This window comes from Sphingomonas paludis (assembly GCF_053502515.1).
Genome location: NZ_CP187558.1, coordinates 2788066 through 2813160, shown reverse-complemented (window position 1 = coordinate 2813160; position 25095 = coordinate 2788066). Strand labels below are relative to the sequence as shown.

Sequence of the window (25095 nt, the reverse complement as noted above, 5' to 3'; positions counted from 1 at the left end):
TTGACGGTCCGGCGTCTGCCAATAGGGTGACGCCATCCCGAAACCGGAGATCCCCATGCGTCGTTCTACGATCCTCGCCCTGCCGCTCCTGTTCGCCAGCCCGCTGGCCGTCGCGGCCGATCACCACAAGGAAGCAACGCCTGCCATGACTGCCCCCATCGCCTATCCCGAAACCCGCAAGGTCGATCTGGTCGAGGATGCGTTCGGGCAAAAGGTCGCCGACCCCTATCGCTGGCTGGAAAACGATGTCCGCACCGACAAGGACGTCGCCGCCTGGGTCGAGGCGCAGAACAAGGTGACCGACGCCTATCTGGACACGCTGCCCGGCCGCGACGTCTTTGCCGGCCGGTTGAAGGCGTTGTTCGATTATGAGCGGTTCGGCCTGCCGGACAAGAAGGGTGGTCGCTATTTCTATTCCCGCAACTCGGGGCTTCAGAACCAGGCGGTCCTCTATGTCCGCGACAGCCTGGACGGGGAAGGCCGGGTGCTGATCGATCCCAATGGCTGGTCGGCGGACGGCGCAACCGCGCTGGCCGAATGGCTGCCGTCGGAGGATGGCAAGAGGCTCGCCTATTCCATCCAGGACGGGGGCAGCGACTGGCGGACGATCAAGGTGCTCGACGTCGCCACCGGCAAGGTGCTGGATGACGAGGTGAAATGGGCCAAGTTCACCATGGGTGCTTCCTGGGCAAAGGATGGCAGCGGCTTTTTCTATTCCCGCTATCCCGAACCGCCCGCCGACGCCCAGTTCCAGGCGCTGAACGAGAACCACAAAATCTATTTCCACAAGCTCGGCACGCCGCAAGGCGCCGACCGGCTGGTCTATTCGACGCCGGATGCGCCGAAGCTCAGCCATTATTCGGGCATGACCGACGATGGCCGCTATCTGGTCATCAGCACGACCGAAGGCACCGATAATCGGAACAAGGTGCACATCGTCGATCTGGAAAGCGGCGACTGGACGGCAAAGCCGATCATCGCTGAGCTCAAGAACGACTGGTCGGCGATCGGCAATGTCGGCACGACCTTTTACTTCTCCACCGATTTCGGCGCGCCGCGGGGCCGGATCATGGCGATCGACATCGCCTCTGCGGACCTGACCCCCCGCGAGATCGTGGGTCAGCAGGAAGCGACGCTGGGCGGGGCGAGCATCGTCGGCGGGCGGTTGATGCTCAGCTATCTGGTCGATGCCAAGACAGAGGTCCGCCGCTATGCGCTGGACGGCACGGCGGACGGTACCGTCGCGCTGCCCGGCATCGGCACCGCATCGGGCTTTGGCGGCGATTCGAAGGATGGCGAGACCTTCTTCGCCTTCACCAGCTTCAACTATCCCACCACCATCTTCCGCTACGATGTCGCCAGCGGCAAGGCGACGCCCTGGGCACAGCCAAAGGTCGATTTCGACCCCGCGCAATATGCCGTCGAACAGCGTTTCTATGCGTCGAAGGACGGGACCAGGGTGCCGATGTTCGTCGTCCGCAAAAAGGACGTGACCGGCCCAGCGCCGACGCTGCTTTATGCTTATGGCGGGTTCAACGTTCCGGTGCTGCCCAGCTTCTCCTCGGCGCGCATCGCCTGGCTGGAACAGGGCGGGGTGCTGGCGGTCGCCAACATCCGCGGCGGCAGCGAATATGGGAAGGCCTGGCATGACGGCGGACGCCTGGCCAACAAGCAGAATGTCTTCGACGACTTCATCGCGGCCGGCGAATATCTGAAGGCGGAAGGGATCACCGGCAAGGACGGGCTGGTCATCCAGGGCGGATCGAATGGCGGCCTGCTGGTCGGTGCCGTCACCAATCAGCGGCCGGACCTGTTCGCCGCGGCGCTGCCCGCCGTGGGCGTGATGGACATGCTGCGTTTCGACCGGTTCACCGCCGGGCGCTACTGGGTGGATGATTACGGCTACCCATCGAAGGAAGCGGACTGGAAAGTGCTGCGCGCCTATTCGCCCTATCACAACATCGCCGCCGGCAAGGACTATCCGGCGATCCTGGTGACCACCGCCGACACCGACGACCGCGTGGTGCCGGGCCACAGCTTCAAATATGCCGCCGCGATCCAGGCGGCGGACATTGGCGACAAGCCGCACCTGATCCGCATCGAAACCCGCGCCGGACACGGGTCGGGCAAGCCGACGGACAAGGTGATCGAGGAATATGCCGACCTCTGGGCCTTTGCCGCAAAATGGACCGGGCTGGAGGTAAAATCCCGCTAAGCCCCAACCCGCTCATGCTGAGCTTGTCGAAGCATTGCCCTGTTCTTCCGGTGCAGTGCGCGCACTGAAGAAGGCGGTGCTTCGACAGGCTCGGCACGAACGGCCATGATACGCTGGCCATTCAGCCTTCGGACAGCACGACTCGTCCATTCCGGCGTCAGAACAAGCGCGGCCCATCCTGGATGGGCGGGAAGAGGGAAGACGGAAATGGCGAGCGGCATGATGCGGTTTGGCGGCGGGATGGCGGCGGCGCTGGCGGTGGCCAGCATGGCTGCCCCGGCCGAGGCACGCGACTGGCGCGGTCGCGGCGGCTGGGGTCACGACCGGCATCGCGGCGACCGGATCGATGGCGGCGACGTCCTGCTGGGCGCGCTGCTGGCGGGTGGTGCCATTGCGGTTGCCTCAGCCATTTCCCGGCCGCGCCAACCGCAGCCGGTCTATCGCGACGCCCCGCCGCCCCCGCCGCGTCCCGACTACGACAATCGCGACTATTCGGACGAGGGCGGCTATGCCGATGATGGCTATGCCGATGTGCCGCAGGGTCCCTATGGCGACCGGACGCCCGGCGGCTTTGCCGGCGGGGATGCCGATGCCGCGACCGACGCTTGCGCAACCGCTGCCGAAGCGGAAGGGCGCGGCTTTGCCCGGGTGGCGCAGGTCCAGTCGATCGATGCCGTCGATCCCGACAATCGCGGCGGCTGGTATGTCGCCGGAACGCTCGGTCTGCGCGACGGGTATCAGGGCGGTTCGACCCGCAGCTATCGCTTCCGCTGCATGATGCCGGGCGATGGCCAGCCCAATGTGCGGATCGACGGAATTTGAACTAGGCGCTCTGGCTGGACAGGTTGGAACGGGGTGATTATCGCCCCGCCATGAGCCAGCCCAGCCAGACCATCCTCATCGTCGATTTCGGCAGCCAGGTCACCCAGCTGATCGCCCGCCGCGTGCGCGAAGCCGGGGTCTATTCCGAAATCGCCCCCTTCACCAGCGCCGCCGAGGCGTTCGAACGGATGCAGCCCGCCGGCGTCATCCTGTCCGGATCGCCCGCGTCGGTGCTGGAGGATGGCAGCCCGCGCGCGCCCCAGGCGATTTTCGACAGCGGCGTACCGGTGCTGGGCATCTGCTATGGCCAGCAGACGATGATGCATCAGCTGGGCGGCACGGTGATGCTGGGCGACAGCGGCGAATTCGGCCGCGCGTTCATCGAAATCCAGGATGGCTGCGCGCTGTTCGACGGTCTGTGGACGACCGGCGAAACGCATCAGGTCTGGATGAGTCACGGCGACAAGGTGACGGCACTGGCCGATGGTTTTCGCGTCGTCGCCACCTCGCCCGGCGCCCCCTTTGCCGTCATCGCCAATGACGATCGCCGCTATTATGCGATGCAGTTCCACCCGGAGGTGGTGCACACCCCCGATGGCGCGAAGCTGCTCGCCAATTTCGTCCGCCATGTCTGCGGATGTTCCGGCGACTGGTCGATGGCGGAGTTCCGCGCGACCAAGATCGCCGAAATCCGGGCGCAGGTGGGCAAGGGCCGGGTGATCTGCGGCCTGTCGGGCGGGGTCGATTCGGCGGTCGCGGCGGTGCTGATCCACGAAGCGATCGGCGAACAGCTGACCTGTGTATTCGTCGACCACGGCCTGATGCGGGCAGGTGAGGCGGATCAGGTCGTTTCGCTGTTCCGGGGGGCGTACAACATCCCGCTGGTCCATGTGAACGCGGAGACGCTGTTCCTGTCCGGTCTGGCCGGGGTCACCGACCCGGAAGCCAAGCGCAAGTTCATCGGCAAGACCTTCATCGACGTGTTCGAGGATGAGGCGCGCAAGGTCGGCGGCGCGGATTTCCTGGCCCAGGGCACGCTCTATCCCGACGTGATCGAAAGCGTCAGCTTCACCGGCGGGCCGTCGGTAACGATCAAGAGCCACCACAATGTCGGTGGCCTGCCCGAGCGGATGAACATGCAGCTGGTCGAGCCGTTGCGCGAACTGTTCAAGGACGAGGTGCGGGCGCTCGGCCGCGAGCTTGGCCTGCCCGATATCTTCGTCGGACGGCATCCTTTCCCCGGTCCCGGCTTGGCCATCCGCATTCCTGGCGAGGTGACCAAGGAGCGCTGCGATATCCTGCGCAAAGCGGATGCGATCTATCTGGAGGAAATCCGGAATGCCGGTCTGTATGACGCCATCTGGCAGGCGTTCGCCGTGCTGCTGCCGGTGCGCAGCGTCGGCGTGATGGGCGACGGCCGCACCTATGACAATGTGCTCGCCCTGCGCGCCGTCACCTCGACCGACGGGATGACGGCAGAGGCGTTCAGCTTTCCCGGCGATTTCCTCCCCCGCGTCGCCACCCGCATCATCAACGAAGTGCGCGGCATCAATCGCGTGACCTATGACTATACCAGCAAGCCCCCCGGCACGATCGAGTGGGAATGATTTTTGCCCATCCGGGCGTATCCAAAAATGCGCTATGATGCGACATAAGTGACTGCAATATATAAATAAATATCGCAGAATCTTTCGGCGTCTATCGCTGGGTTAGCCTCCGGAATGACGGTATGGCTGACGGTATGGCGCATCTTGTCTCAGTCCAAAATCGCATATACCGTCAGGGCCAAGAGAGCTTCTGACGGTATATTTCTTGGCGTAACGCGCTGTAAAAACAGGCAAAATATCCGATCAGAAGGGCCACTTATGGCCTGACGGTATAATTGGGCGCTCTCCGGCATGTTTTGACCAATCTGGAGGGTGTGGATGTTGACCGACGCCGCCATTAAGGCTCTGAAACCGAAAGATAAACTATACAAGATCGTGGACCGTGACGGTATGTATGTCGTGGTCCAACCCTCGGGCGCGATCGTGTTCCGCCTGGACTACCGGCTGAACGGCCGCCGGGAGACGTTGACGCTGGGGCGCTACGGTCCCGCTGGGCTTTCCCTGGCTCGGGCGCGTGAGAAGGTGGTCGATGCCCGCCGGGCCATTTCGGAAGGCCGCTCGCCGGCGCAGGAGAAGCAGCGCGAGAAGCGCCGCCTCCAGGAGGCCAAGAGCTTCGGCCAGTTCGGTGAGCGCTGGCTTCAGGAAGCGCGAATGGCGGACAGCACGCGCGCCATGCGTCGATCAATCTTCGAGCGCGACATTCTTCCAGCGTTTCGCAACCGGCTGCTGCCGGAGATCCTGCCGGAGGATTTGCGCGGGCTGTGCGCGAAGGTGAAGGAGCGTGGAGCTCCGGCAACGGCGGTCCACGTCAGGGACATCGTGAAGCTCGTGTTCGCCTTCGCTATCCTGCACGGCGAGAAGGTCGCTAATCCGGCTGACGAAGTTGGCCCGGCGTCGATCGCGACCTTCGTGCCGAAGGACCGATCCCTGTCTCCGGCGGAGATCCGCATCATGCTCGGCCAGATTGAGCATGTGGCGACGCTGCCGACGATTCGGCTCGGGATAAAGCTGATCCTGCTGTCGATGGTACGAAAGAGCGAATTGCAGGACGCGGTTTGGGATGAGGTTGATTTCGAGAACGCCGTCTGGTCGATCCCGAAGGAGCGGATGAAGCGCTCGAAGGCGCATAACGTCTATCTGTCCCAGCAGATGCTCGATATTTTCATCGCCCTCAAGACCTGCGCGGGTAACTCGGAATACGTCCTGCCGTCGCGCTACGACGCTGACGCTCCGATGTCGCGAGCGACGTTCAATCGGATCACGACGGCGGTGGTGGAGCGGGCCAAGAAGGAAGGGCTGCCGCTGAAGTCCTTTACGGTTCACGATCTCCGGCGCACCGGCTCGACCCTTCTGAACGAGTTGGGCTTCAACAGCGACTGGATTGAGAAGTGTCTGGCGCATGAGGACGGGCGGTCCTCACGGGGCATCTACAACAAGGCGGAATACGAGCATCAGCGCCGGCATATGATGCAGGAATGGTCCAACCTGGTGGACGCCTGGGTCGCCGGCCAGAAATACACGCCGACCCTCTATCCGCCGACGACGGAACTGCTTACGCCCGAGCCGGATGTTTGATGGGGCGGGTCTTGCGGAGCTGAACGTCCGGAATGGGCGCGCGCTTCACCGCCTTGGCGCGTGAAGCTCGGCGCCGTTCTTCCAACCAGGCTTCGACCTCGGACAGATCCCAGACCACGCAGCGGGACGTGAGATAGAAGCGCTGGGGAAATTCGCCGCGCTGTTCCATGTCATAGATCGTGGTGTCTGCGAGAGGGACCATTTCCCGGAGTTGATGCCGCCGGATGGTGCGCTTCATAGCGGGTTCGACTTGCTGCCTCACTTCAACTTCCTTCAACCGCCTATCTAAAAGGATAGAAGGCGATAGATGATGCTGAATGGAAGCTCGAATATACGAGCGTAGCAGAGCGTCGTATCGTGGCGTGCAAATCGGACAAGCCCGAAGAGCACGGCGACTGCATCTCTTCCCCGGCAATCATGCAGCGACTGTCCCCGAATGCGGCTTCTGTTATCCCGGCGTCCTACGACACCGTCCTTTCCGCCGCGATCCGACATAGCTGATGAGGTCAGCTGCCTTGAGGGAGGCGATGTCCCGGCGCGCGGTTTTCAGGCTCACCGTCCAAGCCGCCGCGATCTCGTTGGCGCCGCACCGGCTGTCCGCGACTCGGTCCAGGAACCAGCGTTGTCGCTCGTTGAGTTCCGCCCGATCAGGGACATTTATAGGGTCGCGTTCAGGGACACGATCACGGTCATTATGTTGCGCGCCTGTTGCTGGCCTTCCGCCAGCGGCTCCGCCGGCCACGTAGGCTTCCCGGGCTCTTGCGAGCGAAATGCGATCCACCGGATCTGTCAGCGGGGTTGCCGCAGGTCCTTCGATCAGGCCGAGAACGAAGGCCCTGATGACAGGTGACGAAACCACGAGACGGAGGAAATAGACCGTATCCGGCCCGTGTTGCCCTGAGAGCCAATGCTTGACGGTCCTCTCACTCGCCTCGGTCTGGCGCATGAGCTGCTTGATCGCGCGATGGCTGTCGCCATGCTCCTTGCGCAGCAGCTCCGCGATGGTCTGCGCGTAGATTTCTCGCCCTCCGAGGACGCCTGTCCATAGGGGTAATTTCCTGCCCTTTTTCGGCAACATCTTCCGTATTCTCCGCAGTTACACTGGCTTCAGTGCGGAGTGACGGCTGAGGCCCGTCATGCGCTGCGGCGGTAGGTCGCCCGGACCGCCGCAGTCGATTTCAGGAGGGCGTGATGTGACGAGCCGGAGACTTCACGACGACGATCGGTCCGGGCAGCCTGAACGTCTTCTTCGGGCTGCCGAATACGTCCGCATGTCGACGGACCATCAAAAATATTCGACCGAAAACCAATCCGACGCGATCAAGAAATATGCCGAAGCTCGCGGGATAGAGATCGTCCGGACCTATGCGGACGCGGGAAAGAGCGGCCTGAAGATTGAGGGGCGCGATGCGCTCAGGCAGCTCATCGAGGACGTGCAGTCCGGGAGCACTGATTTCACATTGGTGCTCGTCTATGACGTCAGCCGTTGGGGCCGCTTTCCGGATGCCGACGAGAGCGCCTATTACGAATATATCTGCCGACGCGCCGGCATCGCCATGGAGTATTGCGCCGAGCAATTCGACAACGATGGCAGCCCGATCTCCACCATCGTCAAAGGCGTCAAGCGCGCGATGGCCGGCGAATACAGCCGTGAACTCTCAACCAAGGTGTTCGCGGGTCAGGGCCGGCTGATCGAGAAGGGCTATCGTCAGGGTGGGCCGGCAGGATTCGGCCTGCGACGGACCCTGATCGACGAGCATGGCGCCACCAAGGGCCTCCTCGAACGGGGTGAGCAAAAGAGCATCCAGACCGATCGGGTGATCCTAACGCTTGGCCCGGCGGAAGAAGTCGATCTGGTGCGCGGCATCTACCGCGCCTTCGTCCATCAGGGATACAGCGAGCGGGGAATTGCGGCTGATCTCAATGAACGGGGCATTCCGACCGATCTCGGACGCCCTTGGACCAGGGGGACCGTCCACCAGATTCTGATCAATGAGAAATACGTCGGCGACAACGTATGGAATCGCCGGTCCTTCAAGCTGAAGAAAAAGCGCGTCCAGAACGATCCGGAGATGTGGATCAGGGCGCAGGATGCTTTCGCGGCCGTCGTCGAGCGCGAACTGTTCGAGGCGGCAAGGACCATCATCGGCGCGCGCTCCTTTCGTTTGAGCGACGAGGAGATGCTGCAATCTCTGAGGAAGCTGTACCAACAAAGGGGTTTGCTATCCGGCATCGTCATCGACGAATGCGATGGGATGCAGTCCAGCAGCGCCTACAGCTCCCGCTTTGGCAGCCTACTTCGCGCCTACAGCCTCGTGGGTTTCACGCCGGATCGCGATTACCGCTACGTCGAAATCAACCGCGAGCTGCGTAAGCTCCATCCCGGCATTCTCCGTGAGGTGCTCGACGGATTGCAGGCTACGGGCAGCGCTGCCTGGCAGGATCTTGAGACCGACCGGGTGATCGTCAACGGCGAGTTCAGCCTTTCCGTGGTGGTGGCCCGGTGCATCGAGACGCCGACCGGGCTTTTGCGCTGGCAGTTGCGCTTCGATACCTCGCTCGCGCCTGACATCACCATCGTCGTGCGGATGGACAGCGCCAATCGGGCGCCGCTCGACTACTACCTGTTCCCGCGCATCGACATGCTCTCCGAAAAGCTGCGGCTGGGAGAGGACAATGCGCTCGGGCTCGATGCCTACCGCTTCGACGACCTCGACCTTCTCTACGACATCGCTACGCCCATTCCTCTTGCGGAGGCTGCCTGATGCCTGCCGTTCGACCGAACCGGATCGAAATGATCCCCATCTCCCGGATCACGGTTCTGAACCCACGCGCGCGCAACAAGCGCCAGCATCGGGAGATCGTGAACAACATCGAGGTCATCGGCCTCAAGCGGCCGATCACGGTGAGCCGCCGTGATGGAGCTGGCGGCCCACGATATGATCTGGTCTGCGGTGAAGGCCGGCTGGAAGCCTTCCAGATGCTGGGCCAGACTGAGATTCCGGCCGTGGTGATCGAGGCCAGCGAGAGCGAATGCCTCGTGATGAGCCTGGTCGAGAATATCGCACGACGCACGCCGCGCCCCATCGACCTTATTCGTGAAATCGGTGCTCTACGGTCCCGCGGCTATAGCGATGCGACCATCGCCGAGAAGATCGGCGTCGGGGCATCCTGGGTAAACATGATCGCTTCGCTCCTCGAGCGCGGCGAGGAGCGGCTGGTGGCCGCGGTCGAAACCGGACTCATTCCGATCACCCTGGCGATGGAGATTTCCAAGGCCGAGACGGAAGAGGCGCAGAATCTGCTTCTCGACGCCTATGAGACCGGGAAACTCAGGGGCAAGAAGCTCGCCGCCGTCCGCCGCCTGCTCGACATGCGTATGCGGAGTCAGCGCAAGGGCGGATTGCCCGTCGGACGTTTGGGCCGGAAGACGAGCAGTCGACGAATGACGGCCGCCGATCTAATGCAGGTCTATCAACGCGAAGCCGAAAAGCAGCGTCTCCTCGTCAAAAAGTCGGATTTCACCCAGATCCGGCTGCTGTTCGTTGTCGAGGCGCTGAAGGATCTGCTCGGCAATGATGGCTTCATCAATCTGCTGAGGGCGGAGGGGCTGGCGACCATGCCGCGGGCGCTCAAAGCCCGCGTATCGGGCGACGATCATGGCTGATGAACCGAAAGACCGGGAGGACGGTCGTATTCACCTCGCCTTCGACCGGGATTTTCTGACGATTCCCGTCGCGGCGATCGTTCCGCTCAAGGCGTTGCCGGATGGCGCCCGGGCGAGCCGGTCCTATTCACAGGTGCTGAGTTCTATCAAGGCGATCGGCCTGATCGAAGCGCCCGTCGTCATGGCGGACGCAAAGAACGCCGGAACCTGGTTCCTTCTGGACGGCCATCTGCGGCTGGAGGCACTGAAAGAACTCGGCATCGCCGAGGTCGAATGCCTGCTCGCCGCTGACGACGACACCTATACCTATAACAAGCGCGTCAACCGCATCCCCCCGATCCAGGAGCATCGGATGATCGCGCGCGCGATGGATCGGGGCGTGTCATCCGCCGACATCGCCGCCGCCCTGAACCTTCAGGTCGAGTCCGTGCTGCGGCGTTTCCGGCTTCTGGAGGGGATCAGCCCGGAGGCCGCAGAGATGCTGAAGGACACGCCTTGCTCGATGAAGGTGTTCGACATTCTGCGTCAAATGACGGCCGTCAGGCAGTTTGAAGCCGCTGATCTGATGATCGGTCAGAACAATTTCACGGTCATGTTTGCCCGCGCTCTGCGCGCAGCCACCTCCGAGAACCAGCTCGCTACGACCAAGAAGGGCAAGGGCGCCGGGAAGCCGACGCCTTCGGGTCAACAGATTGCCCGTATGGAGCGCGAGCTGGCGACGCTTCAAACTCAGGTGAAATCAATCGAGGAAACCTACGGTATCGACAACCTGCATCTGACCGTTGCGCGCGGATACATCGCTAAGCTCCTCGCGAACAACCGAGTGGTTCGCTGGCTGGCCACCTACCAGCAGGACTATCTCAGCGAGTTTCAGAAGATCGCCGAGATCGACACGCTCGGTCCAATCGGCGAAACGCCGGGCGCCTGAACAGAATGGGGACCCGGACCCGAAAAGCGCGGGGACCATGGGAGAAGCCGCACGGTGGGGAGGATCAAGCATGGTGGTGGGAATGGCGGCGAACCCGCATGAAGCCCACTAGGCCGGTCGTCATATGATCCGGCCGCGTGAGGGGCTGCTTGCCCCGCATGAACAGGACGGGCGTGCCGGGAGCGCCGGCCGGCACGCCCGCTATTCATCGAGGCGCTTCTCTCGTGAGAATGCGGACAGATCGAGGGTCAACGCCTGCAGCGACCGCGTCGTTTCCACGTCGTGATGCGTCAACAGCTCGACCAGGTCCTCCTGGTCCGGCTGTCCCAAAGCAAGGCGATAGAGCAGCCTTTGCGTCCGCAACTTCGCGAACCGATCAATGTCGCGACTTTGGGGAAGCGCGAACAAATGCCGCTTTAGGTCCGCGCCTTCCATCGTCCACCACGGGCTGAGGCCGGTTTTGTCATCCTCGAACGCCTTGTCGGCGTCGCGTGCGATGATGTCCCATGGTGACGATGCTTGGCCTCGTGCCTGCGCCAAGGCTTGTTCGCCTAGCTTTCGGGCGAGTGGTTGGCGCACAGTCAGCCCACCGAAGCGCTGAACGCGGCCTTCTCGTTGCTCCAGGTCAACCGGGCTGGAACAAAGATCCCAGTGGCCGAGCCTGTCGCACCAGCTATGAAAGTCGAGACCTTCCTGTCCGACGGAGGTCGTCGCCAGGACGTGGGGCCAGAACGGTGTATTGAACGCGCTGCGGATTTCCTCAGAGCGCGCTGGTGGCGGTTCATCGACATCATGGTCCTGTCGATGCGTCTCCGTCTCGGTGCCGCCAAACGGCACCGCGGCGTGACAGCGGATACGGATCTTGTCCTTTTTCTTCGCGCCCTTGAACCCGAAGGTGCCGACGTTTGCTGCGAGCGCGGCCGACAAGTCCTCGATCAGCCCATCGGGGTTGACCTTAGATTTGCGTAGCCAGAAATGTTCATCCAGGACCGCTTCCAAGCAGCCATCAACGCACGCATTCTGATATTTCTGCGTCGCGTCTTCGCCGGGCAAAACAGACCAGAAAACAGGGCGGTCCAGATAGGTGCGCAGCCGCGTCCAGCAGAAGTTCACAAGCCGTGCGAAATGCTGCTCCTGGAAATCGAAAAGCTCTGGAAGGTGGCGATAGAGTGCTCGGCCCGTCACGACCCCGGGAGCGCCGAGAGCCATATCGACCAGGGCGTCGAGTTCCCATCGGCTCAGCCAGGTAATCGGGTCGGCCTCTTGGCGCTGTTTGAGCAAGGTTTGAAGCGTTGCGTCCTTCGGCGCGACCCGGCCCCAGCTCTTCTGGACCGCTGCGAACTCCCGAGCCAGCGGCGCCTTCTGCGCGCGTTCTATGGCCGCGAGGATCGCCCAGGCCGGTTTGCGCCGCCGGTTGCTGCGCGCATTCGGTGCCTCGGGCGCGATTGACGCGGGCAGCGCCCTAATAATCTGCTGCCGCGTCCTGGCTCTGATCTGCTTCACGGTCGCCTTCCCCTTCACATCGAGGGGATCGACAGCTCGGATTAGGAAAGGACTCGGGTGAAACAGGGCGAGCGTGGGGCCTTGGTTAGGCTTCGGGTTAAGGTGCCGCTTCTTCCACGCGGCGGTGTAGGGAAGATTGCTCTTTCCAACGCATTTGCGCTCGACCTCGAGGCTGACGAGGGCTGCCAGACTTTGTGGTGTTGCTCTGAACCTGCTGAAGATCAGCATCTTGGGCGATTGCGTCATCTTCGCCCATGGGCCTGAAGGCGTCCACCAGGTCAGCGATGGCAACACCCAAGGGAGCGCAAGCACCTCTGTCGGTACAAGGCTATTGAGGGCTCGGAGCTTGGCGCTTCCCCAGCCATCCTTTGGCGGCTTGAAGCAATTGGTGACCCCGAGGCGGGGAACGCTGCGCGTGGCGGGAAAGTCTATATCGCGAGAAATCTGATAACGGTCCCCCAGCGCCTGCGCAGGGAGCGGCACTGAAAGCCAATAGCTGACCGCGCTGCCTGCGAGCTTGGGCGATACGTGGTCGGTAAAATGGCGATAGACGTCGAGATCGTGCGGCTCGATCCTTACTGAGGGCGGCGCAGGCTCTCCGGTATGGTCGGAAACCGGGCGCTCGGTCCGCGACATGAGCGGTGTGAGGAGCGTCTCCAGATGATGCTTGAGGGCTTGGGCCTCTTCGATCGCCGCCTGCCGACTGTCGGGCGGCAGATGACCGATCAAATGCAAGAGATCACCAAACCGACGAAATTGGGTTTCGGCCTCAGCGCGTGCAGCCGCCCCGCCCAGAAACTCGATAATCTTGAAAAATTCGACATGGGGAGCGGCTCCGACGCCGCTTTCCCAGCGCTCCGCATAGAAGCGGTAGGGCGTGGCGGACAGGAGGAGGATCGGCGGCGGCGCCTCTCCATCGTTACCCGCCAGAAGTTGGCGCGCTAAAGGGTTATCCGCGCCTGCGTCGAGCAACTCGCGATAGCATTGGAACTCGTCGAAAATCACGAGGTCGGGCGGGGCGGAATCCAAAGCGGCTTGAGCTAGCGCCTTTCGCATCCGGCCCAAGCTCTGACCATATTTGCTCGTCGCGATCGCACGCAGAATGTTCTCGCGGGCCGGCTTGCCAAATTCCGTGCGTAGCGCTCGGCCATAGGCCGTCTTGAAGAGGGCGGAGACGTTGTCGAATTTGCCCTGAGCCTCCTCGCACGCCCATGGCCAGCCTGAGGTCGCGCCATATTCGATATAGCCTTCAGGAAAGGCATCGGTCAGGCCGGGGTATAGCTCATCCAACAGGAGCTTGATGAACGCACGCTCGACAGCCTTTCCGCCGTAGAGGCGCTGCGAACTGGAGAATGATGTGGTGGGCGTAAAGGCGTAGAGCCGTATCTTCCCCTTGCGCCGTTCCTCAAACGGAATGAGGCCGACGCGGTCGATGGTGGAGAGTGCGTCCTTGGCTTCGTTCTTGTCGAGGAACCGGAGCAGCTCGACCTTGTTCTGGTCCGCGACCTTGAGCCCGCTCGTAATATAATAGACCGTGAACTTGCGCGCTTTGCTCGCCAGGGCTGCCAGCGTGTCACGGGCGACGACGGTTTTGCCGAGGCCGACCTCGTCCGCGACCAGGAACCGGCGTAGCGGGTTGCCTCCTGACAGCGCGGCCGTTGCAGCCCTGACCGTTGCGGCCTGGAAGGGTTTCGATCTGGCGCTCATGAGGCAAGCTGGGTCCGCGCGATGGCCCAGATCTGCGCGAGTTCGTTCAAGTCAGCTTTCTCCCTTTCGCTCAGATTCTCACCGTGGGCGAGAAGGGCGTCGACATAGGGCGCAAAATGACGATCGGCCCGACCGAACGCTTTGCGGTCGCGTGCCCAAGCCGTGAGGATATCCTCGAGCGTGAGGCGGTCGTATCCCAGGCTCTGGGGGCGGTTGCTCTGCACCCCGGCGTCTTCATCCCATGCGCCACCGCCGATGGGCAGTGTGTCGCCGCTAAGCATCGCGCGCATCCAGTCATGAAATGCACGAAGCCCCATGTGGCTGGCCAGCGCGGCCAGATCACGCTGCTCTTCGAGAGGCGGATCGACGGTGACACGCTGCATCCATCGCAAAGCGCCGTCCGGGCCGCTGATCCGAGCCTGAATGAAGGCGGACTGGAGTGACAAGGGGATCGTGCCAAGATCGAGGCGGACGGCGTCGGTCGGCCAAGCCAGCAGGTCGCCATTTGCAGGTCCGGCGTGCAGCACGTGCTCGGGATAGGCAAGCGAGGGAACTGCCCCCGCATCGATCGAGAAGCGCTCCCCGTCGCGTCGCAGAACCGGGTTCCAGGATGCCATCAGCACTTTGCGCGACTCTTCCAGGGCATCGGCCGCGCTCGTGCTGGACGGATCGGCGACGGCGAGATCCTCGATGGTGACCGGCGTCGCTTTACCGATCAGGAATGCCAGGCCGGAGGCGAACGCTTCGCCTGCCTCGAGTTCGACCATGATTTCCGCGTTGCGCCCCGACCAGGCCCTCTCGGTCGCATTGGCGCTCCCGACCCTCAAGATGGTCTTCTCGCCCGAGTGGAAGCAAAAAATCTTGGCATGCAGAGCAAGGGGGACCGGCTCCGCATCATCCTCGGGCGCGGGCTCGACGCCTGGCAGCGCAAGCGGAGCTTCGTCAGCGAGCACGTCTGGCGCAGCATAGGCGAGGATTTTGGAGAATCCGGCCAGCGGCTTGCCGGGCCGCCTCGCCATGTCTGTGAGGGCCGGCATCGACGAGATCAGCGTTCTGGAAGCAGCCGTCCCCCAGTTGCCTGCCTTCTTCAGAAAATCGGGCGACAAGAACGGACTGATGATCGTTATGCCATCGACCGCGCCGGCTGGTGGTTCCGATGGCAGGGCAACGCCTCCATCCAGTCCATTGAGCAGGCTGCGCAGCTGAAACCCGTCTGGGGCATCCCACCAGACCGCCTCCAGTTGCTCCGCGATGCCATCGGCATCCTTGCGCGACGCGGAGCGCGCGAGAGTGGCCCCCAGTGCTCCGATGCCTGGGAGCCGAACTCGTCCTTTCGCGCGCTTTTCGCTGCCGTCCAGCAAAACGCCCGCCTCGAGATCCTGCGATCGGGTGAGGTTCCGGCTGCCAATCCAGAGCTTCCAGCGGGTTTCCCCTTTGGGACCGTTGTAGGCGACCAAAGCAATCTTTGGATGCCAGCTGCGCTCTCGTTCATCGTAAGGCTGCTCGACGATGAACTGATCGAGGATGCCCGCGATACGGGGAAGCGCTATCGGCCGGGCTATCCGACCGCGCTGGATTATGATCCTGACGCGATCGCGCAGCTTGTCGATCGCCTCGGCAAAATCGACCGCCGTGCCGCTGCCCTTGTCATTGTTGCGAGCAATCAGGGCGAGCAACGCCGCCGCGACCGCCGACAGATCGACTGAGTAGGTCGCAAACAATGCGAGCTTGACCGTCTCCAGTCGCCCAGGCCGCATCTCGTCGAGATAGGGTTGACCGGACCATGCCTGAGGATCGCTCATGCGACGTCTTCCAGATCGCGCAGGAGCCGCTTCACATTCCCCCAGCGATAATGGAGCGGCTCGGCGCGGCCATGGTGCTCGCCTTGCCATTCCATACGCCGGTCGACCCCGAACTGATTGCTGGCGAGACGCGCGCGATTGTCTTTCCTGCTGACTTCCGCCCGCGCGTACACCTCGAGAAGCTGCATGGGGTCCTTGCCATTCGCCCTGACCCAGGCCGAAGTTTCTTTCAACACACCCTCCACCGCAGGCGGGAGGTGGCCGATTTCGGCGAGAAACAGGTCCATATCCAGCCGAGCGGCCTGCTTGCCCCATTGCTCGATCGCGTCGTTCAGTTCGGCGCGGTGCAAATTTGGCTGTGGCCGCTTGTCGCGGGTTTCCTTGAGCGTCTCGACCTGAGCCGCATAGATCGCCCTGCCGATGGCCGAAAGCGCGGCAGCCTGGCCGGCCCGCTTCAGCATGGCGGCTTCCCTGCCGGCGAGGGCTAGGATTTCGTTGTCCCAGCAGTGATCTGCCCCGCCGAGTGGCTTTCCAACCAATTTCGACAAGAGCGACGGCTCACTTGGATCGGTCGGCGAGCGAACGGCGCGAAGTTTGGTCGCGAGATAGATCTGCTCTGGGGGTGAAAGGTCGAGCGCTAGTTTTCCTTGGTCATCCTGGGAATACCGGTCATTCCAGTCACCCCAAGAATCCCAGTCCTTGGGTGCATCGATCAGCCCCGAGATGGGCCAGGCGACTGTTTCTAGGGGCTTTCCGTCATCGTCATGGTGCGCGCGCTTGCTGGACGCTGCCAGGAGCTTCGCCATGTCCGGGCGGCTCCACGGCCGGCCATCGGGGCGGGCGCCGATCAGTCCCCATTTGGTGAGCGCCGTCCAATAGACATAGGCTGGCGGCTGACTGATCGTGCGGGGGAAGACCTCCCCTCCGATCACGCCATCCTTCTCGCCGCCCACGCCCTCGACATATTTGAGCCGGCCGGTCAGCTCATGTTCGAGATCAGAAAAGGCTTGGCCAAAATCCTTGGGAACAGGGCGTTTCGTCCGCAGGCTTTGGTAAAGCCAGGGGATGAGAAGCGCGTAGCGCAGCCGTGTGTGCAGAACCGATGTGCCGGGGAAGAAGTGATCTGCGTAGCGCTGGTGGACGATGAGGAAACCAACCTCATCGCGCACTCCCGCCGCGCCGCCGAACATCATCTGTTCGGCCTGGCCCAGCGCTTTGCGCGATAAAAAAGTGAACCCAAAAGTTGACACGAAGCCTGCCCCCAAGGCTTGAGAAAATTCACAGCATAAGAAGATTTCCGATGCCCCTAGGCATCATTCATTTCCAATAACTTTCAGCCTCATGGCGCGGGTTTCGAGTAGGTAGGTTTCGACGCCGGCGAGCAGATGCAGGCCTTCTTCGCCGATGGCTTGTCGGGATAGCCCCGGCTGCACAATGCGGACGTCGAACTCGAAGCGGTGATCTTGCCACCCGACCTTGAGCTTCTTGATCGCGGCGGCTGAGCCCTGCTCGATTCGCGAGCTGAGACCACGGTCGCGGCGCATCTTTTCGCGTCGCAGCATGTGTTGAAGCATGCGGTTTGGCCGGTCGCGCCACCGAGCGGATTTCTGAGCCTGTCCGCAAACCTCATAAAGGTCTCCGAGGCGCCCACCTGGCGTATCCGCCCCTGAATATTTGCAGTGGTACAGGGTCACGGAAACGACGCTGTCGGTTATGCGCAGCGCCACGACATCGGCGATTTCGCCTTTGCCATCATCGTCGAAGATCACGTCATAGGGATCTGGGTCGGCCAACAGGGTGTCGATGACCAGACGCTGGACAGAGTCGGCGCGCTTGTCCTTGCCCTGCGATTCGACGCAAATATTGGCCTTCGACCAATCCCATGCCTCGATCTTGTCTGACGGGTACGGCTCGATCGTTTCGCCCTCGGGCAGGGTGTAGAGATGGCTGTAGATGAGAAGCGAGCCATCACCGAAGTCGATCTGAGGCGAGTCCTCGCCGAAGGATTCCGAGAGCGTCTGGACCTTGCCGCCGATCTTGATCGTCGCCTTGGGGCCGGCGCGTTGGGGGTAACGGGCGTGGCCGTCGCTGAAGACGATCTCGAACTCGGCCGCGTGGTCGTCGCTTCGCACGGCGAAGCGCAGCGGCCCGGTGCGCGCGTTATCGAGCAACTCGATATCGCATTCGGCGAAGGTTACCGGCACATCGCCAAACGAGATCTCAATCCGCTCCTCGAACTGTGTGATCAGAGATTCAGGCCAATGGATCGCCACGGGCGGAACAGCCGGTCGTTGGCTGATCTGGTGGGGGCGCATCGCGCTCTTGAAGACGCCGTCGGTCGTGATGCTGGGATCGTTCACGGTGCGGCCGACATCCTGGCACCAGTCCACCCAGTCGGTCAGGTCATTGACTTTGGCGCTGGACCAGAACTTGCCCTTGGCCGAGCATCCACGTGAGGCAGGAAGGCCGTCGAGGAAGCCGGTGGCGAAGATGTTGTTCTTGATCCTCAACTGGGACTTCGCACTGTCGAGCCCATCGGCGACATCCACGCCCATATACATCGAATAGCGGACGCCTCGTCCCTGATGGTGGGTGAGGCCGAGATTGCGCAGGATGAGCCGCTTGAACCCGTGGAGGCTGCGGAACACTTCCTCGCCTTCCACGCGGCGCGTCGTATCGCCACAAACCGCCTTTGCGAGCCGGTCAAACGGCCCCTTGGCAGAACTGCTGATATAGAGCACACCGCTTGCCTGATCCCAGTGAAGCATGTGCAGGTCCCAGGTGACGTTCACTGCCTGCTGCGCGGAGGTCCAGCGTGCCTGCTCCTCCGCCCGAGTCACGAAGATCGCGACCCGTTGATGCGGGTTGAGCTTCATGCCGAGATATACGCCGGGGTCGTAGAGTTCCTCTGCGCGAAAGGGATCCCAAGCGTCGCAAGAGGTCCGGTGTAGGACCGCGTTCATTTTTGGTTCGAGGGTCTGGAGCGGAATGTCGCTCAGATCCCCCGAAAAGCCCTTGAACATCTCCGCGCGGCGAACCTGGCGTTCGATCTTTGCGGAACTGAGCGCCTCCACCAACGCATTCCAGTCGGCGTCTTCGGCGTAGAGCTTGGCCAGCGCGCGATCGACATCGTCGATGCCGGTATTGGCGATCACCGTGGCATCACCCAGTGTCGGGTCCTGGCGGGTGAAGCGGCCGACGAACTGGATCGTCACCGCGACGCTCTTGTGATGATCGTGCAATGCAGCGATCTTCAGCTCGGGCAGGTCGAAGCCCTCGCCGAGCATATCGACGCAAACGATGATCCGGCTCTCAAAACGGCGTAGCGCGGCCAGATTTTCGCGCCGTTCCTTCAGCGATTGCTGGCTGTGGACGATGACTGGCCGAAAATCCGGATAGATCGCTGCATAGAGGCTGTGGAGGTGCTTGGCCCGTTCGATCGTGTTGCAACGGGCCATCGCCAGATGATTGAGGCCGGCGTCCAGGTCGGTGGCGAGCACTTCGCCGAGCTTGTGGATGATGGCCTGGTCAGTGTCAGGCTGGTCCAGACCGAAAACGGCTTCGAAGCGGATCGGCTTGAAATAGCCCTCCTGCTGCGCCTTTTTCAGCGGGTAGGTGTAGATGAACTCGCCATCGACACGGCCTCCGTCCTCGCGAAACGGCGTAGCGGTGAACTGGATCACCGGGATCGGTGGCTCGTGCTCGACGAAGAGCCCGCGGAAGGACTTCCACGTCCGTGCCCCGATATGATGCGCCTCGTCGATAAAGAGCGCTGAGGCGCGGGCCGCCATCCGCTCCTGCACCGGCGCCTCGGCGCGGCCAGCGATCTGCATCGTGGTGACGACGACATTGGCGCTGTCGAAGATTTCGTCGACTTCGGCCTGGCTGGTCGGAATATGCGAGAGCCGCATGACCAAAGGGAAGGCTGAGGTCTCATCGAGGCATTTCTGCTGTTTCAGGACGCCGAAGGTCTCGAATTTGCCCGCGATCTGCTCGCGTAGCGCGTCGGTCGGCACTACCACCAGCAGGCGTTCGAACCGCCGGTTGGCATTGAGCGCCAGCATTGTCTCGGTCTTGCCCGTGCCCGTCGGCATGACGATGGTGGCCGGATCCGTCGATCGCGTTGCATGGGCAAGCGCGGCATGAAGCGCGCCGACCTGTGGACGCCGCAAGCCAGGCTGCGCGGGCTGGCCGTCCGCCGCGGCTCGCCCCTCGCGCAGATGAAGCGCGTCGACCCAGGAAGCGGAGACAGCCTTCAGGCGCTCGCTGCGCGCGGAACGATCCAGCGTGTCGATGCTGGTGGGCGGTACATTCATCCACCGGCCTTCACCCAGTTCGAGCGCCGCGGCGATCCGTTCCGGCTCCGTTGCGCCGGGCACAAGGAGAATGAGATCGGCTTCCAATGGCGTGGCCGTCTTCGCGCTGATGACCTTCAGAATCTCGCCGGATTCCAGGGTCGTCTCGTGACCATTGACGCGGCGGATGGCGAAGGGGCGCAGTCGGCAACGCACGCGCCGCGCTGGAACAGCCAACTGGCGCACAGGGCTTTCCAGCACCTTGCCGTCAATGGCAAGCCGAGCCGGCAGCAGGAGTTCGATCTCGGGGTTGAAGAGATCGTCCTGGTTGGAGCCGGTGGGGCGCTTGCGGGAGGCCATTGTTTCTCCCTCCGTCAGGCCGCCACCGTCTGCGGCGAGGGCGAGACGGCGACTGCCGTTCCCCTCGTCATCAGGACGATCAGTCCGCGTTCGGCGCCGGTCATATCGAGATAGGCGCGGACCTGAGCCCGATAGTGGTCGAGCGTCTGAGCGTCGGGGTTCACGTCGCTCTTCCAGTCGACGACCACGACCGGGCGGCCAGGCGGTTGTAGAGATCGAGCGCTCGGGCAGCGTTCTCGGGCGTGCCGACGTCGAGCAGGCACGAGAAATGGGTGAAATAGTCGGCCATGACAGGCTCCTGAAACGAGAAAGCCCGGCGCGATGGCCGGACTGAATTGGGGGGAATCGAAGGCGGTCAGTAGCCGAACCGCCAGGATGGCCAGGGCTGGCCGTCGTCGTCGGCGGCGACGGCTTCCGGCAGGTAGCCGGCATCGCCTTCGACCAGGGATGGATCGCGCACCGGCGTTTTGTCGATGACAGTGACGCAAACGACGAGACCGTCTTCGACCTCGACCTGAACGGGCACGAGATACTGAAAGACGACGCGGCGCGCGGCGGACGGGGCGGGTTCGATCATGGAGGGTCTCCTTGCGACGATGCGGGGAAGCGACCTCAAGCCACTTCCCCGCCGTGATGGTCATTCGGCCGCGATCGTCAGGGCGTCGTCGTCCTCGATCTCGTCGGCTTCCTCGTCGTCGCCATCCTTGCTGAGGAAGTCCGGCAAAGCGGCATCGTCTCCGGCGTCTGCCTCCGTGCCCGGTTCGATGGTCTGCCCATCATCGAGGTCGACCAGGCGCAGCGGCTCCGGCAGCCAGCCGGTGTCGGCCACCAGGCGGTCGAGCAGGGCCGGATCTTGCAGCCATCCGCCATCGTCCGACTGGAACAGGTCGCGCAGCACGATGCCGCCGGCCGCCTCATAAGCCTCGACGCCGATGAAGACGGCCCGTCTGTCGGAAGCCCGCACCGTGGTCTCGGTCAGCATCTGGCGGATGTGATAGGGCTCTTTCTGCCAGCCATCCTTGATCGCGTCCCAGACCTGTTCCTGGCGGGCATGGTCGGAACTGACGGTGAAGGCCATGAGCTGTTCGAGCGTCATGCCATCCTCGGCATAGATCTCGAGCAACGCCGGCGAGATGGAAGCGAGACGCAGGCGCTGCTTCACGACATTGACGCCGACGGAGAAGGCGGCGGCGATGGCTTCCTCGGCCATGCCCTTTTCGCGCATGGCCTGGAAAGCACGGAACTGGTCGAGTGGATGCAGCGGCGCGTGCTCCATGTTCTCGACCAGCGAGACCTCGTCGACCAGGATGTCGCTGTTGGCGTCGCCGACGACGCAGGGCACCAGCGAGGTCTTGGCCAGGCGCTTCTGCTTCGCGAGCAGTTCGAGCGCCCGATAGCGGCGGCCGCCGGCGGGCACCTCGAACATGCCGCCCTCGGCGCCATCGGCGTCGAGGACGGGACGGACATGGAGGCTCTGGATGAGACCGCGCCGGGCGATGGACTCGGCCAGCTCCTCGATCGAGACGCCGGCCTTGACGCGCCGGACATTGGACTGGCTCAGCACCAGCTTGTTGAATGGGATGTCGCGCGCCGACGACAGGGTGATCTTCTGAATGGCAGTCGCCATGTTCGTTACTCCGCGACGGGCGGCCGGGAGCCTCTCTCTCGACCTCCAACCCGTCACGAAGCGAAGCGCCGCCCTCTCACTCTCGGAGGGCAGCGCCAGGCGGGCGGAAAGGCGTAAAGCCGGAAGCCCGCTTGTACGCCTTTCCGGTCTTCGAAGATCATCACGCCGCCTGCCGTTCGTCGTCGGCCGCATCGACATCGGCGCCAGGCAGAAACCCGAGCAGCCAGTCGGCGGCCTTGCTGGCCTGGGAAGCCGCGCGCACGATGGCGCGATTGTCCTCGCGCAGCACCTCGAGCCAGGAGCCGATATAGTCGGCATGGCGGACGGTGGGCGTGATGCCGAGCGAGGCGCAGCAGAAAGCCGCGTTGATCTCGGCGACCAGCTCCTCGAAGGCGTATTTCTTCGAGCCGAAGGAACCCGAGAAATCACGATTCAGGCGCGAGGGGTGGCCTGTGGCGTGCCCCAGTTCGTGCAGGGCCGTCCTGTGCCAGTTGATCGGCTCGAAATACGCCTGGGGCGGCGGCACCTGCACATAATCGAGCGCGGGGACATAGAAGGCGCGGTCCCCGCCGATGCGGAAGTCGATGCTGGTGGCCCGGATCAGGGCCTCGACCTGCGGCTCGATGAGGCCGGGCGGAGGTGGGGGAGCCACGATGGCCACATCCTCCGGCAGGCCATCGCATTGCGCCGCGTTGAACACCGTGAATCGTTTGAGGAACGGGATCGCGGCAGCTTCCTCGCCGGCCTCGCGGGCGCGTCGCTTCTCGTCCTCCGGCGTGAAACGGTCGGCATAGACGACGGTGGTGCCGCGTTCGCCCCGGCGGACGTTGCAGCCGAGTGACAGGGCTTGGCGGAAGGTCAGCCAGCTCTGGCCGGGAAAGCCGTGCTGGATCACCGCGCCCCAGAGGATCAGCACATTGATCCCCGAATAATGCCGCCCGGTTGCGGCGTTCCTCGGCATGGCGAGGGGCGCCTTGACCGAGGCCGATCCCCAGGGCTGGACCCAGGGGAAGCGGCCTGCCTCCAGCTCGGCGATGATCTTGCTGGTGATGTCGTCATATAGGCTCGCTCGGTCAGAGCCGGCACGCCCGTTGCGGTCATTCCTGAACATCGCGGTTCTCCGCGACGGGCGCCGGAGACCTCTTCTCCAGCCCTCAACCCGTCACGGAAAACCCGGTCTGCACTCTCACTCTACCGGGGGCGTTGCGGGGCTTTCCCCGCAGAAGGGGTGGGCCGAGACCTTGGCTCGGCCGCAGGGGAAGGCCTTCCCCCCTTTATCCGGTCATGTCCCTTCAGAAGGGTTCCTTGAAAAATGTCAGAAAACCGCGTATGTTTCTAACAGGAGAAAGAGTATGACTCGGCTGACCGAACAGATTTTGTCGCATTCGACGGGCTTGCCCGAAGGCGCTCCTGTGTCCGCCAAGAGTCTGCTGCACCTCGGGAACCGGGCGGCCGTGGATCAGGCGTTGTCGCGCCTGACGGAGCGCGGGCAGCTCATCCGCGCCGGTCGTGGCGTCTATCTGCGCCCCATCGCCAGCCGGTTCGGCACACGCACGCCTTCGGTCGAGCAGGCTGTCGAGGCCCTTGCCACCCAAAAGGGGGAGGTCATCGTCTCGAACGGCGCCGCCGCGGCGAACGCCCTTGGCTTGACGACGCAAGTGCCCGTCCGCTCGGTCTATCTGACCTCCGGGCGCAGTCGAAAGATGCACCTCGGCAAGCAGGTCGTGGAACTGCGGCATGCACCGCGCTGGCAACTGGCCCTGGCCAACCGGCCGGCAGGGGAGGCCGTGCGGGCGTTGGCCTGGCTCGGCCCGGAAAAGGCAGAGGCAGCGCTCACGACATTGAAGCGGAAGATGCCGCCGGGCGTGTTCGGCGAATTGGTCGCCGCCGCGCCGCAGCTTCCGACATGGCTCGCGCAGAGCGTCGGAAAGGCGGCGTATGGCTGACGTCTTTCTCCAGCTTTCGGCCGAGGACCGTCGCGACGCGCTGGGCGTCGCGGCCGACCGTTCGGGCCGTCCCACCCATCTCCTCGAAAAGGATGTCTGGGTGGTGTGGGCGTTGGCGACCCTCTACGCCGCGCCGCTTGGCGAACATCTGGTGTTCAAGGGCGGCACGTCGCTGTCGAAAGCCTATCAGGTCATTCGCCGGTTTTCGGAGGACGTGGATCTGACCTACGACATTCGGGCGATTGCGCCCGATCTGGTCGGGGACAATGGCGAGGGTCTGCCGAAAACGCGGAGCGAGGAAAAGCGCTGGTCCAGCGAGGTCCGTCGGCGGTTGCCGACATGGGTCGCGGAAACTGTGCAGCCCGTAATCGTGACCGCACTGGCCGCCGAAGGTCTGGCGGCGGCCATCCGCGTCGAGGATGACAAGCTCTTCATCGACTATGAGGCGACCGCGGCCGGGTCCGGCTATGTCGCGCCCAGCGTCATGCTGGAGTTCGGCGCCCGCTCGACGGGCGAACCGGCGAGCCTGCGCGACGTCTCCTGCGACGCCGCCGGTCTGATCGACGGATTGGTATTCCCGACGGCGCGGCCGCGTGTCATGCACGCGGAACGGACCTTCTGGGAGAAAGCGACCGCCATCCACGTTTTCTGCCTTCAGGATCGACTACGCGGCGATCGCTTCGCACGGCACTGGCATGATGTCGTGCGCCTGGACGAAGCTGGTCTCGCGGATGCGGCGTTGGCGGATCGGGTGCTGGCGAATGCGGTCGCGCGGCACAAGGGGATGTTCTTCGCCGAGAAGGCGGCCGATCGCAGACCGATCGACTATGCGGCTGCCGTCAACGGCGGGTTGGAGCTCGTGCCCGGCGGCGATGCTGCCAAAGCGCTGGAAGAAGACTATGGCCGCATGGTCGAGGATGGGCTGCTGCTGGAAGATGCAGAGCCGTTCGAGGCGCTCATGACGCGCTGCGCCGACATCGCCGCGCGAGCCAATCGCGCGGCGGAATAGAATCGTGGGGGGAGATACGTGTGCGCATATCG

The 25095-nt window shown here is 63.3% G+C and carries 19 protein-coding genes and 1 pseudogene; 9 read left to right on the top strand and 11 right to left on the bottom strand.

Annotation, left to right across the window (positions count from 1 at the left end):
- Positions 1 to 55 precede the first annotated feature (55 nt).
- The 4 genes from ACPVPU_RS13560 (at position 56) to ACPVPU_RS13545 (ending at position 6219) form a co-directional block, all read left to right on the top strand.
- Positions 56 to 2215, top strand: coding sequence for a prolyl oligopeptidase family serine peptidase (locus ACPVPU_RS13560; RefSeq protein ID WP_448658489.1), 2160 nt, complete (start codon positions 56 to 58; stop codon positions 2213 to 2215).
- 219 nt (positions 2216 to 2434) lie between these two features.
- Positions 2435 to 3037, top strand: coding sequence for a hypothetical protein (locus ACPVPU_RS13555; RefSeq protein ID WP_448658488.1), 603 nt, complete (start codon positions 2435 to 2437; stop codon positions 3035 to 3037).
- Positions 3038 to 3087: 50 nt separating this feature from the next.
- Positions 3088 to 4644 carry a glutamine-hydrolyzing GMP synthase gene (guaA, locus tag ACPVPU_RS13550; RefSeq protein ID WP_448658486.1) on the top strand — a complete coding sequence of 519 codons (1557 nt, stop codon included), beginning with the start codon at positions 3088 to 3090 and terminating at the stop codon, positions 4642 to 4644.
- A gap of 318 nt (positions 4645 to 4962) precedes the next feature.
- Positions 4963 to 6219: a tyrosine-type recombinase/integrase gene (locus ACPVPU_RS13545; RefSeq protein ID WP_448658485.1), complete on the top strand. Its 1257-nt coding sequence runs from the start codon at positions 4963 to 4965 to the stop codon at positions 6217 to 6219.
- On the opposite strand, the gene ACPVPU_RS13540 is transcribed toward ACPVPU_RS13545, so the two are convergent.
- On the bottom strand, positions 6197 to 6457 hold the full coding sequence (locus ACPVPU_RS13540) for a helix-turn-helix transcriptional regulator (RefSeq protein ID WP_066652196.1): 261 nt from the start codon (positions 6455 to 6457) through the stop codon (positions 6197 to 6199). The genes ACPVPU_RS13545 and ACPVPU_RS13540 overlap by 23 nt on opposite strands.
- A 210-nt stretch (positions 6458 to 6667) precedes the next feature.
- Positions 6668 to 7297 carry a hypothetical protein gene (locus ACPVPU_RS13535; RefSeq protein ID WP_448658484.1) on the bottom strand — a complete coding sequence of 210 codons (630 nt, stop codon included), beginning with the start codon at positions 7295 to 7297 and terminating at the stop codon, positions 6668 to 6670.
- Positions 7298 to 7412: 115 nt separating this feature from the next.
- On the opposite strand from ACPVPU_RS13535, the gene ACPVPU_RS13530 reads away from it, so the two are divergent.
- The 3 genes from ACPVPU_RS13530 to ACPVPU_RS13520 are packed head-to-tail and all read left to right on the top strand — an operon-like array spanning position 7413 to position 10814.
- Positions 7413 to 8984, top strand: a complete 1572-nt coding sequence (locus ACPVPU_RS13530) for a recombinase family protein (protein WP_448658483.1) — start codon at positions 7413 to 7415, stop codon at positions 8982 to 8984.
- A 29-nt stretch (positions 8985 to 9013) separates the two neighbouring features.
- Entirely contained in the window at positions 9014 to 9886 is an 873-nt protein-coding gene (locus ACPVPU_RS13525) for a plasmid partitioning protein RepB C-terminal domain-containing protein (RefSeq protein ID WP_448658482.1), read from the top strand.
- Positions 9879 to 10814, top strand: a complete 936-nt coding sequence (locus ACPVPU_RS13520; protein WP_448658481.1) for a plasmid partitioning protein RepB C-terminal domain-containing protein — start codon at positions 9879 to 9881, stop codon at positions 10812 to 10814. Before ACPVPU_RS13525 ends, ACPVPU_RS13520 begins: the two co-directional genes overlap by 8 nt.
- 201 nt (positions 10815 to 11015) lie before the next feature.
- Here the strand turns inward: ACPVPU_RS13520 and ACPVPU_RS13515 are convergent, their stop codons facing one another.
- The 9 genes and pseudogenes from ACPVPU_RS13515 to ACPVPU_RS13475 all read right to left on the bottom strand — a co-directional run bounded on the left by ACPVPU_RS13515 (position 11016) and on the right by ACPVPU_RS13475 (position 23219).
- Positions 11016 to 14024: a helicase gene (locus ACPVPU_RS13515; protein WP_448658480.1), complete on the bottom strand. Its 3009-nt coding sequence runs from the start codon at positions 14022 to 14024 to the stop codon at positions 11016 to 11018.
- The gene (locus tag ACPVPU_RS13510; protein WP_448658479.1) at positions 14021 to 15826 is read right to left on the bottom strand and encodes a phospholipase D family protein; all 1806 of its coding nucleotides are present in this window, start codon (positions 15824 to 15826) and stop codon (positions 14021 to 14023) included. Before ACPVPU_RS13510 ends, ACPVPU_RS13515 begins: the two co-directional genes overlap by 4 nt.
- Positions 15823 to 17076, bottom strand: a complete 1254-nt coding sequence (locus tag ACPVPU_RS13505; RefSeq protein WP_448658478.1) for a DUF6361 family protein — start codon at positions 17074 to 17076, stop codon at positions 15823 to 15825. Before ACPVPU_RS13505 ends, ACPVPU_RS13510 begins: the two co-directional genes overlap by 4 nt.
- Before the next feature lie 63 nt (positions 17077 to 17139).
- A complete protein-coding gene (locus tag ACPVPU_RS13500; protein ID WP_448658477.1) occupies positions 17140 to 20481 on the bottom strand; it encodes a DEAD/DEAH box helicase in 3342 nt (1113 codons plus the stop codon).
- A 14-nt stretch (positions 20482 to 20495) separates the two neighbouring features.
- Positions 20496 to 20645 carry a hypothetical protein gene (locus ACPVPU_RS13495; RefSeq protein ID WP_448658476.1) on the bottom strand — a complete coding sequence of 50 codons (150 nt, stop codon included), beginning with the start codon at positions 20643 to 20645 and terminating at the stop codon, positions 20496 to 20498.
- Positions 20642 to 20770, bottom strand: coding sequence for a hypothetical protein (locus ACPVPU_RS13490; protein WP_448658475.1), 129 nt, complete (start codon positions 20768 to 20770; stop codon positions 20642 to 20644). The genes ACPVPU_RS13495 and ACPVPU_RS13490 overlap by 4 nt, the downstream gene beginning before the upstream one ends.
- A 66-nt stretch (positions 20771 to 20836) precedes the next feature.
- Complete coding sequence (locus tag ACPVPU_RS13485) at positions 20837 to 21058, bottom strand: hypothetical protein (RefSeq protein WP_448658474.1); 222 nt, start codon at positions 21056 to 21058, stop codon at positions 20837 to 20839.
- Positions 21059 to 21301: 243 nt separating this feature from the next.
- Positions 21302 to 22108: pseudogene (locus ACPVPU_RS13480) on the bottom strand (ParB/RepB/Spo0J family partition protein); the annotation flags it as partial.
- Positions 22109 to 22268: 160 nt separating this feature from the next.
- Positions 22269 to 23219: an ArdC family protein gene (locus tag ACPVPU_RS13475; RefSeq protein WP_448658473.1), complete on the bottom strand. Its 951-nt coding sequence runs from the start codon at positions 23217 to 23219 to the stop codon at positions 22269 to 22271.
- Positions 23220 to 23460: 241 nt separating this feature from the next.
- Between ACPVPU_RS13475 and ACPVPU_RS13470 the strand changes: the two genes are divergently transcribed.
- On the top strand, positions 23461 to 24054 hold the full coding sequence (locus ACPVPU_RS13470) for a DUF6088 family protein (RefSeq protein WP_448658472.1): 594 nt from the start codon (positions 23461 to 23463) through the stop codon (positions 24052 to 24054).
- Positions 24047 to 25063 carry a nucleotidyl transferase AbiEii/AbiGii toxin family protein gene (locus ACPVPU_RS13465; protein WP_448658471.1) on the top strand — a complete coding sequence of 339 codons (1017 nt, stop codon included), beginning with the start codon at positions 24047 to 24049 and terminating at the stop codon, positions 25061 to 25063. The genes ACPVPU_RS13470 and ACPVPU_RS13465 overlap by 8 nt, the downstream gene beginning before the upstream one ends.
- Positions 25064 to 25095 lie beyond the last annotated feature (32 nt).